This is a genomic window from Ruegeria sp. CDSB117, from assembly GCF_059611005.1.
The window spans coordinates 1-10,048 of record NZ_JBXWOS010000046.1; the positions used below are offsets into that span (position 1 = coordinate 1).

Here is a 10,048-nt window from a genome sequence, read left to right on the forward strand (position 1 = left end):
CTACGGTGGTTAACCACGATGATGCTGTTGGTGTCGGCGGCGAGGGCATTCTTTTCCTCAGGACGCATCTCGACGCGAATGCTGAGGAGCCACAGCAGGCGGGAACATGACCGTTTCACCAGGCGCCAATACCAACCCCGAAACCCTCTGCGCCGAATGCAAAGAAGAGGGGCAAAGGCCACGAAGAGGAAATAAAACAGGCCGACAAGAACCAGTATGGCGCGCTTGATAAGGCGTATTGGCAATGGGTCAATGGCGCGAGTAGCGCGGTCTTGACCGTCAGTTGAAAAGGGCATGACGTCCTCTGATAGGGCCTGTGGCTGCTGCGTAAGCCACGAATAAAGGCCACCGGAGGTCCTCCGGCAGCGCTTTGACATGCGCCACTTGCGAAGGAAGACAGCCACCGCACACCTCTCTATCTGTCGAAGTCAGTACCAGATCAATGAGAAAAGACGACGTAGGGGAATGCATTTTGATGCTTCAGTGTGACTTGAGTACCAACTGACCGGCCTTGGCTTAGTAAATCGGTAAACCGTCAGATGACCGGATTGAGCCCCGCAGGGGGCTTCATTTGCAAGCCATGCTAAGATACCGCCAATCCAGTCGCACTCCACGTAATCACAATTCAGTTCCGCGAAGTTTTTGTACTGCGAACATGGAGCAGGCGTTCATAGTCCGTGAGGGTTCAGCGGATCAGAGGCGCACTCATTAGCTTCTTTCTCTCGATGTCCAACTCGTCGATTCCTGCATCTCTAAGCAGTCGATGCGTCAGGTGGACCGGGTCGCAACCTGTTTGTATCGACGGCTTGAGAAAGCCCAGAAGCCATCCCCTCAAATCAAATCGGCCAAAGTGCTTTGGAGCTGCCTTAGTTTCGTGAATCTCAAACTCGTTTTTATCAATGGGTTTCATAGTCGCCTCCAGAAATTGTCATTCCTCGACCATGCAACGCTGCGACCTTCGCCCTCAAACGTTGATACTTGACACCTATTGTTCCAAAAAGTCACAAAGGGTCGTGCCGAGACTTTTACCCCCCCTAAACGCATTGCGCGCCTTTGAAGCGGCGGGTCGATTGGGCAGTTTCACCAAGGCCGCCGCAGAGTTGGGCGTCTCCCATTCCGCCATTTCCCGACATGTAAGAGGGCTGGAGGCGCGTCTGAACGTTCATCTCTTCCGCACCCAGAACAGCGGTGTTGCACTGACCGATCAAGGTCGAACATACCTGACGGAGATTACTCCGGCCTTTGACCGGATCGCTCTGGCTACGGAGGTACTTTCGGTTCCCCCCAAAGGCACCGTTACGCTGACGACAGAAACCACAGTTGCCCAGAAATGGCTAATCCCTCGGCTTACAAGTCTTAAGACCCGTCACCCCGAAATTGATCTGAAACTGTCCGTAACTACTAAGGTCATGGATATTGAAGCCCATGATTTCGACATTGGGGTGAGATATTTGAGAACCGGATCGGTTGATGGATACCATCTGCTGTTTCAATCTGAAGTTCGGGCTTATGCGGCACCCGGTTTTGCGCCGATTTCAGATGGCAAATTGGATATTGAGGCGCTTGCTCGCGGCCCTTTGATTGAAGAAGCTACGTTCAGCCTGTGGACTGATTGGTTCAAGCGGGCCGGACTTAATGAGGTCCCTGACCTCAAATTGCCCCATCCACTTGGCGCATTATTGGCAATCCAATCGGCAGTCGCCGGTCTAGGAGCAGTGCTGATGGACAAGAATTTATGTGGACCTGAACTTCAATCGGGCGTTTTGGTTGAACTCGCGGACATCGAAATCCCATTCGGCGGGTATTACCTGGCAGTCAACAATCGCGCCGGGCGCCGCAAAGCCGTTCGCGCCGTCTGCCAATGGCTGATCGATGAATGCGCAAGCAATTGAGGAAACGAAAGGCTGAAAGCCCGTGCTATTGATTTATCGCAATTCGCAAAAGATTGAGACGATCCCGTCGACTGTTACTGCTTTGTCCCTGTTCAAACACAATCGCCAAGCGCCAAAAGCTAACATTGTGCCAAGTATTTACGCCATTTGTTTTGGGAGAAATACCGAATGACTAGTTCAGAGATCGTAGTTCGACGAATGTCAGAAACAGACAATGATGCAATGTCTAAACTGCTTGGTGATGTTTTTAGCAGGCGTGATCCTCCCGCCGTTTCAACTAAGTTCTCGCTTGAAAAGCTCGAAAAGATCGCCGAACTATTTGGATCAAAATCAGCAAAGGAGGGTTTGTCGTCTGTTGCTCTCGATGAAGCTTCTGGTGAAATAGTAGGCGCAGTTCTGGCACATGACTTCGGTCAACCGCCCCCTGATGGGATTGATGCAGTGGAATTGGACTCTGAGCCAGTCATCAAGCTAATTGATGAGCTGGAAGGCTTTTTTTCAAAGACGCACGACATTCAGGAAGAGAGGTTTCTTCATATATTCATGATCGCCGTGCGTGATGATTTCTCAAGAAGAGGAATTGCGCAAAGCTTGCTGGACTCTTGTCTAAGCCAAGCTGAAAGATCCGGCTACCGGATTGCTTTCGCCGAAGCGACAAACCGGTTTTCACAAAGCATGTTTTTGAAAGCGGGCTTCACCAGCACTCATTCGATTGGCTACGAAGACTTCGAACTCAACGGGCAGCGACCTTTTCTGGACATCAAGGACGAAGGGGCTTGTGTGCTAATGGAACTCGATCTTTCGACGTAAAAAACTACCCGCACCGCTCCGTCGTCATCTCGATAAACACCCGTGCAGAGCTTGCCCACGTCAGAGCACGGCAGCACCGAGCCCAGTACTACCGCCTTGGTGATTTTGCGAGCACGGTAGATACGGTGCGCGTCTTTCTACTTCTTGTGATCGCGATTGCGCCCAGCACTAAGGCACATGCCAAAGCTTGAGGAAAAGAGATGGCTTCGCCAAAGGCAAGATATCCCACGGCAAACATCGTGGGTAATTCGATGCTTCCGACGACCGCAGTTTGGGAAGCCCCAATAACAGGTGAGCATATCGTGTAGATAAGCTGGGGCACGAAAGCGGTAACCAGACCAATACCAACAATGAAAAGCCAATCGGATTGTTCCCTTGGGAGAAGCTCTCCAACCTCAGCTCCAAGGATGAGCGGCGCGAGGCCCAGTACAGACCCCAGAGAAACTGACGCGATACGTGCCAACGGCGCAATCCGTGACAACCTGTGTACCAGGACGCAAATTCCGAAGCCAAACCCAAATGGGGCGGCAAGCGATAGCAGCAGCGTTGGTAGGTGTTCCGCAGCCACTGACGCAGGCGAGCCAGCAATGACAGCTGCCACCATAATCAGACCAGCGGCCAACATGGCGCGTCGCGTGGGTGCATCGCCAAACACAGCCCAGGCAATAACTAAGGTGAACACCGGATAGGTCATGTAAAGCACACCCACTGTCGATGCGGGCAGCTTCTCCAGCGCCGTTACATATCCGATCCAACCAAGCCCCATTACGGCTCCGGCGGAAAGACCCCAAGTGATCTCTCGCCATTCTTTTCGGTGCACGATGAGAACAGGAAGCAGAAGAAGAGCCGCAATAATGTAGCGGTAGAATGCGACCGCATAGGGTGCAACACCCTGTTCGGTCAGGCTGCGGCTGAAAAAGGGAACCAGCCCGAAACAGATTGAAGCAAAAAGAACACCAATAACCGCAAATGCGTAAGGGATGGGCGTTCGATTTCGCGCAGATGTCGTGGCCATAATCTGGAGTTATCACGCATTTGCATCGTCGTCTTTAGAGATTCTACGAACGACTGCTTTGTCCGCATAGCGGTCGATTGCCACGTTTCGTTGGATGTCCGCATCGAGCCCAAAGTTACTAGGTGCCGCAGTCCGCACTAAGGTCGGCGATGCGCAGGAAACGGACTTTGCAAAATATCGCAATCGGCCGTTAGCTCACCTTGGTAGGAGGCACAGCAAATGGCGATTTCATGGCGCAAGTAGACCGTAGCGTGACCCTCTGGTATTGACTGGTTTTCGAGAAGGCCCAAAACGCGGCCAACTTTGATTGAAACTCATTGTTTCCCGCCAACACAATAAAGGAAGCTCTAACTTGATTTTTCGAACCGCCTTATTTGCATCCATTGTTGCTGCCACATCAGTCGCGGCCCAGGAAACTCCCATCGTCCATGACGGAGAATTCAATTTTCTTCGCGCTCAGTACGGCGAGCAATGGGATGCCCAAGACATTGAGATCGATAAGAAGCTAGCGGAAGTTCGAGAAAGAAACGATGGTAAGCCCCCTAATATTCTCTACGTTCTCATCGATGACGTGAGTTTTGGCCTCATGGGCAATCCTGCGATGAACTTTGTCACCGGATTTGACACACCAAACATCAACGATTTCGCCGCAGAAGGCCTTTCTTTGATGCGGATGTATACTGAGCCTTCCTGCACACCTACCCGCACTGCATTCCTGACCGGAGGGCACCCAATTCGCGCGGGTGTCAAGGAAGTGAAAGTTGCTCTTGTTGGTGAAGGGTTGTCCAAGAACGAAGTTACCATCGCCGAAATTCTCAATCAATCCGGCTATAACACAGCACATGTTGGGAAATGGCACCAGGGCGATATTGAGGAGTCATTCGCTCACAACCAGGGGTTTGATGTCGCGTATTTTCCAGTCCATCAGCAAGTGCAACTGAGCCTGATGACACCAGAGGCTGCGAATGCAGGTAACCTCAACGGCTGGCATCCGTCTACTCAATCCGGGAAATACGGAATGGATGAACGGTTCAAACCCTATGGTCTTGTAACTGGCCTCGAAGCCAGGGCCGGAGAGGCCGCACGGGAGGTCGGCATAGAAGCTGGCGAGGAATGGACACAGGCGCACTATGAACGCATGAACGAGACCTATCAGGCTCAGGTCTTGGAGCAACTTGACCGTTTGGCGGGAGAAGATGATCCATTCTTTCTTCAATACTGGCCGCTTTACCCAATCAATTTCACCTACGGCGAACAGCAGCGGTCCCGCAACGGTGGCTTTATGGCTGATAAAATGGAGCAACTTGACGATTGGATCGGTGATTTGATGGCCAAAGTTGATGAACTTGGAATTGCGGACAACACGCTTGTTGTGATCATGGCGGACAACGGCATCTTTAAGCAGTATTCGCCCACTTCAGGCATGATCGAATTGATTTACCGGGGCGGCAAAGCGGAACACCTCGAAGGTGGGGTGCGTGTTGATGCTTTCGTACGCTGGCCAGCTGCAATCGAAGGAGGCAAGTACGCAGGGGACATCGTTCACGTTTCCGATCTATTCACAACCTTCGCCCGTATCGCTGGCGGAACTGAATTCATCCCGCGTGACCGGATCATCGACGGCGTGGACCAGACAGCATTGTTTCTTGAGGGGGATGGCAACTCGCGGAGAGATTATGTCTATATCTACGAAGGACCGGTTTTGCGTTCGATTGTGAAACAGGAATTCAAGATGCACATGCCCGCACCTGGTGTCCCAGGGGCCGCTGCGCCGGTGTTCAATATCCTTCGCGATCCGCGCGAGATGTATTCTGACATCGGCCAATCGCTTTGGTCCGGAGCGTCCTTCCAGGATATGGCCAAACGGCATCAAAAAATGATTGCAAAATACCCACATCGCGAGATTGGGACTGATGAACCCTATGGAGGCATTGAAAATCTGCGACCAGAAAGTGAACTGGCCCGCAAGACTTTTGCAAGTTGGCAATAGCCAAAACGCCGCTTCACGGACAAGATTTGTGTTGTCCCTGAAGCGGCATCTTTGATTGGTGTTCACCCTTAAGAGTGGGTTTTCACCTTATCTTTTTGAGCAGCACTAGGGGTTGTGGATGATTGGGATCCCAATTTTACCTAAACTGTGCATGCTTGGGCCGGGATGTCACCGCAGGCTTTTCGTTCCGAAAATAACAAGTAGAACAACTCGACCTTCATGTATTGGTTGCTGAAAAAATTCCTGTAAATCAGACCAAGGTAGTTGCCAGCGCCTATGCCTGCTCGCCTCCCTGCTTGCGGATCGACCAAGCCCGCATTGGGCTGACAACCGTCATTGCTTGCGATGGTGCCTATGGCGGCTTCGTCCGCATAGCGGTCGCTTGCGGTATTCAGGCAAACGTCCGCATTGAGCCCTCTTTGAACATTGCTGCACGGTGCCCCAATGACCGAAATGCGCAGATAGCGACCTTTGCAAAGTTTCGCGGACGGCCCAAACCGGACCTTCTAAAATAGGCTTTTCAGCTCCGGGTTGCGGACCTTTCCGACCTTGATGGCCGTTCGGTAAATAGCCGCTTCCGTCCCACAGCTGAACATGGCGATGAATTCCGCGCATGTCAGCTTTGAGCCACGATTTTGGGCCGAGCCCAAGTCAGTCCACAGGCTCGAAAGCCGGGAAGGTCCAACTGCCGTCCAGAATTTCGGAGCGTGGTTCGTAAAGGCGGACGGTGTAGTTCCAGCCGGGTGAAATCGGGATACAGTTGGCCCGGCCATCGTCACAGCCACCAAAATGGATCAGGTAGGCCCCATTATCGTCTGGTGTTGCTGTGAAGTTGTTGTAACTGTTCACCCCCATACCGTTAGGTTCCAGGTAGCCGTCGGCATTGTAGATGGTGATGGACCAGAACGCGTCCACCGGGACGTCCTTGACGGTCACGGCGTGTGGGGTTTCGCCATCATTTTCGGAAACGCTGTCGATGACATAAGACGCAGCAGTGAACGGCAGGCCACCCCAACCAGCGGCAGCGCCGACAAGGTGGTCAATGGGCCGTGTCTCGTCTTTGGTGCCAAACGCATATTTTGAATTAAAGCCAAGCACCGCGACATCACTCAGCGCCTTGCGCGCCACCCCAAGGTTATCCAGGTTCCAATCCGGCGCCTCGTATGGTCCTTTGCCGCCGCCGCTTGTTTTGATCGCGTCCTGCGCGGCATGGGCCTTTGCGATGTCGTCAGGGTTGGTGACATCAACGAATGTACGGAAGGCCACGAAGGCAAAGCGGGTGCCGACCTCTTCTTCGGTCAGCCTGTAGGTCCCGGGTCTTGCCTCAGCGAACATATAGTGATCCTGATTGACCAAATGCATCGACTGATACCGCCCGCCCAGGTCAGGCAGCGTGATCTCCACAGGCTTTGACAGGTCCACCACAAGTCCGGAATACAGAGTATCCTGATTCATCCGGATCGTTGGCTGATCCTCGGTGGTCGTTGGTTCGCGCAGGTGATGCAACTCGCCCACGCCAAAGCCGAAGGTCTTCATGTTGCCCCGGATATTAAAATCCGACTCGGCGCGTACAAAGTTTTCAACAGTGACGTTTTCGGCCAAAACAAACGTCGGAGCGCACAGGACGAAGGCAAGTAGAGCTTTCATGGTCTGTTCCTTTTTCACTCAATTCACAGGTTGGGCGGCGGGAAATGTCCAGCTGCCATCCAGAACTTCGGGCCCCGGACGATAGAGCCGAACCGTATAGTTCCACCCATCCATGATGGGCAAGCAGTTGACCGCATCCGTGTCGCAGCCCCCCAGATGTACCGTCATGCTGCCGTCATCGTTGGGCGTTCCGGTGATTGAGTTGACGTTGTAAGCATCGCGTGCGTTTTCCTCAAAGAAACCGGCCGCATTATAGAGGCTGACAGACCAAAATGCCCCAACAGGCACGTCTGCCGGGACGTCGATCTTGTAGGTTCCGACGGGCAGGTTTGGTTCGACACTCAAATAGAACGCTTCGGTTTCCGGCAAACCGCCCCAGCCGACCGCCGTGCCAATGAAGTGGCGTAAGGGATCAACCTCGGACTTGGGCCCAAAGGTGCGTGTTGCATCGGGCGCAAATCGGCCCAACTTTAGGGTTTCTGAAATCAAGTCCTCCAGATCCTTTTGATTGTAATCCGGAGAGATGAAGGGTTTGGATGACGCCGCCTCGATCATCATCGCGTCCTGGATCGCGTTCACGGCGGCCACGTCGTCTGGATCAGACGCGTCCACCAGTACGCGCATGAACACAATGACATAGGGGGTATCGAATGTCTTTGTGTCCAGAGTGTAGGTGCCGCCGCCAAAGTAGACTTCGTTGATATAGTGGTGCTGATTCACAATCATCGCGGTCATATATCGCCCACCCACCTCGGGCAGCGTCAGGGTCGCGCCCTCGCTAATATCGACAACAGCTGTGCTGTAGAGCGTGTCACGGTTCATGCGGATCGTCGGCTGATTTTCCACCGGAGTCGGTGTGCGGAAATGGAAAAATTCATTCACGCCACCGGCCAGTGAGACGTATTTGTCCAGCTCTGCATCCGTCGCTGCACGGGTAAAGTTATCAACCGTAACCGGAATTTCCCGACTGTCGACAAGCGCGTCAAGCGTGGCGCTTGTGGATTCCGCCGCGGCACCACCAGAGACCAAGGCAGCGACGCAAAGGGCTGTAACAGACGGCGCAGATTGGGAAAGTCGTTTAGGCATAGGCTTGTTCCTTTGTGCTTTCGCAGAAAAATATGTGCACAGATCTCTAGAAGTCCAAATAGGACGGTGACGTTGCTGTGACGTCATAGCTGCATTTTATCACCGTGCACATTTCATGGCGTTGTCATGGATCATTATTCTCGCTTGCCACCCCCTCAAAGTCGGGTTTCAGCCCATACTCCTAGTTCGTGCTGATTGCAGCATTTGTTAGACAGGGCTCGAAGCGGTCATTCGCAGCAGTTGGTACGAACGACCACTCTGCGGACGAAACCGCCATTCGCCGCACCAGCAACGTTGTCAGATCCGAATTTCTGGAATGCGCAGAAACCAGACATTGCAAAGTCATGACCTACCTCAAGACCACCCTCCTCAGCACCGCCCCACGGCTTTGGATTCGGCCACCCTGAGCGGACCTCGGTAGAGACCACCCGCCAATTCCCGAGAATTAATTTTTCGTCGAGGAGCCGGAAACAGGCTTCTGGCGATACGTCCCGACGATGCTTCCGATCATGATTGCGATGTAAAGCACGCCGCCAACAGCCTCAAAGCCGGCCGAAATACGAGCTACTGCGGAGACTGGCAAAATATCCCCGTATCCAAGAGACGTCAGCGTTACGAGGCTGAAATAGATTGATGCAGACCAAAGATCAGCGTCGCTGGGAAACGCTATTGAGCCAGCATGCCATCGCTCGATCTGAACATAGAACATAGCCCAGACCATACCGAGCAAGACATAACCGAATATCGAGCCGACGAGGGCGTCAAAGTCCCCGGCTTCACGCTCGAGCAGATTGCGGAAGGTGACGTACAAGGCACCTACCAGCATTACTCCAGAAAATGCGGCGACAACTCCATGAACCTGATCTGTCACTAAGGCCAATACAGTTGCACCGAACCACAGAAACGCAATCACCAGCCCCAAACCCCGTTGCCCGGTGGAGTTTACGCTCTTGAGAAGAGTAGCGACGACCACGACCTGAAATAGTGCCAGGGACACCAGATTGGCAGCAATTGTGGGCCCTGCAATCGGTTCGGTGACAATGGCCAGCAGAAGCACAGCCAGCAGATACTCCCAACGAAAAACCCGTACGTTCATAGGTATCGCTCCCAGTGCATTGGCTTCGGGCGGCTTCGCAACCTGAGCAAGTGAGTTCGCTTCATTCCGTTTCTTCTCCGCCTTTCGACAGCCGAAAGATTTGGGGTGCGTATTTGGCGGTGATCCCATGAACGAATGCCGAAACCATGACCGCGGTTATGGCGATTACCAAGATATCGTCGATTTTCTGAACACCTTCGAAATCCATGACGACAAACACGGCAAACAGGGCAGTTGCCAAACCGCGAGGGCCGAACCAGCCATAAAACAGCCTTTCATTCGCAGTTGTTTCGGTCCCGATCAGGGACATCCAGATCGCGACTGGGCGGACAATGACGAGAGACAGGACAACGATCAGAAGGCCGGTCGGGCTCAGGAACAGCCAGGCTTCCGGAACAAACAACGCTCCGATGAAAAAGAAACTGAGCATCGCAAGTGTCTGACGTCAGCGCCCATGGGACAGTTTAGGTCGATTTGATAAGAGAGGGTTTCTGGCTCATCGTAACTGCCAA

The 10,048-nt window shown here is 53.1% G+C and carries 10 protein-coding genes; 3 read left to right on the forward strand and 7 right to left on the reverse strand.

Features of this window, described 5'->3' with window-relative positions:
* Positions 1 to 296: hypothetical protein (locus AC2FJC_RS23185; protein ID WP_496742022.1), on the reverse strand; the 296-nt coding region annotated here is incomplete at its 3' end.
* Between the two features lie 389 nt (positions 297 to 685).
* A complete protein-coding gene (locus tag AC2FJC_RS23190; RefSeq protein ID WP_282121583.1) occupies positions 686 to 910 on the reverse strand; it encodes a hypothetical protein in 225 nt (74 codons plus the stop codon).
* Between the two features lie 31 nt (positions 911 to 941).
* On the opposite strand from AC2FJC_RS23190, the gene AC2FJC_RS23195 reads away from it, so the two are divergent.
* Positions 942 to 1,892 (forward strand): LysR substrate-binding domain-containing protein, encoded by a 951-nt coding sequence (locus AC2FJC_RS23195; protein WP_282121582.1) that lies wholly within the window; start codon positions 942 to 944, stop codon positions 1,890 to 1,892.
* Between the two features lie 168 nt (positions 1,893 to 2,060).
* On the forward strand, positions 2,061 to 2,702 hold the full coding sequence (locus AC2FJC_RS23200; protein ID WP_282121581.1) for a GNAT family N-acetyltransferase: 642 nt from the start codon (positions 2,061 to 2,063) through the stop codon (positions 2,700 to 2,702).
* Between the two features lie 88 nt (positions 2,703 to 2,790).
* On the opposite strand, the gene AC2FJC_RS23205 is transcribed toward AC2FJC_RS23200, so the two are convergent.
* Entirely contained in the window at positions 2,791 to 3,717 is a 927-nt protein-coding gene (locus AC2FJC_RS23205) for a DMT family transporter (RefSeq protein ID WP_282121580.1), read from the reverse strand.
* A gap of 307 nt (positions 3,718 to 4,024) precedes the next feature.
* On the opposite strand from AC2FJC_RS23205, the gene AC2FJC_RS23210 reads away from it, so the two are divergent.
* Positions 4,025 to 5,707, forward strand: coding sequence for a sulfatase-like hydrolase/transferase (locus tag AC2FJC_RS23210; protein ID WP_282171162.1), 1,683 nt, complete (start codon positions 4,025 to 4,027; stop codon positions 5,705 to 5,707).
* A 651-nt stretch (positions 5,708 to 6,358) separates the two neighbouring features.
* On the opposite strand, the gene AC2FJC_RS23215 is transcribed toward AC2FJC_RS23210, so the two are convergent.
* The 4 genes from AC2FJC_RS23215 to AC2FJC_RS23230 all read right to left on the reverse strand — a co-directional run bounded on the left by AC2FJC_RS23215 (position 6,359) and on the right by AC2FJC_RS23230 (position 9,966).
* Positions 6,359 to 7,354, reverse strand: coding sequence for a DUF1254 domain-containing protein (locus tag AC2FJC_RS23215; RefSeq protein ID WP_282121578.1), 996 nt, complete (start codon positions 7,352 to 7,354; stop codon positions 6,359 to 6,361).
* 18 nt (positions 7,355 to 7,372) lie between these two features.
* Positions 7,373 to 8,440 carry a DUF1214 domain-containing protein gene (locus AC2FJC_RS23220; protein WP_282121579.1) on the reverse strand — a complete coding sequence of 356 codons (1,068 nt, stop codon included), beginning with the start codon at positions 8,438 to 8,440 and terminating at the stop codon, positions 7,373 to 7,375.
* A gap of 445 nt (positions 8,441 to 8,885) precedes the next feature.
* Entirely contained in the window at positions 8,886 to 9,536 is a 651-nt protein-coding gene (locus tag AC2FJC_RS23225) for a potassium channel family protein (protein WP_496742027.1), read from the reverse strand.
* A gap of 61 nt (positions 9,537 to 9,597) precedes the next feature.
* Entirely contained in the window at positions 9,598 to 9,966 is a 369-nt protein-coding gene (locus tag AC2FJC_RS23230) for a cation:proton antiporter domain-containing protein (protein ID WP_496742029.1), read from the reverse strand.
* Between the last annotated feature and the right edge of the window lie 82 nt (positions 9,967 to 10,048).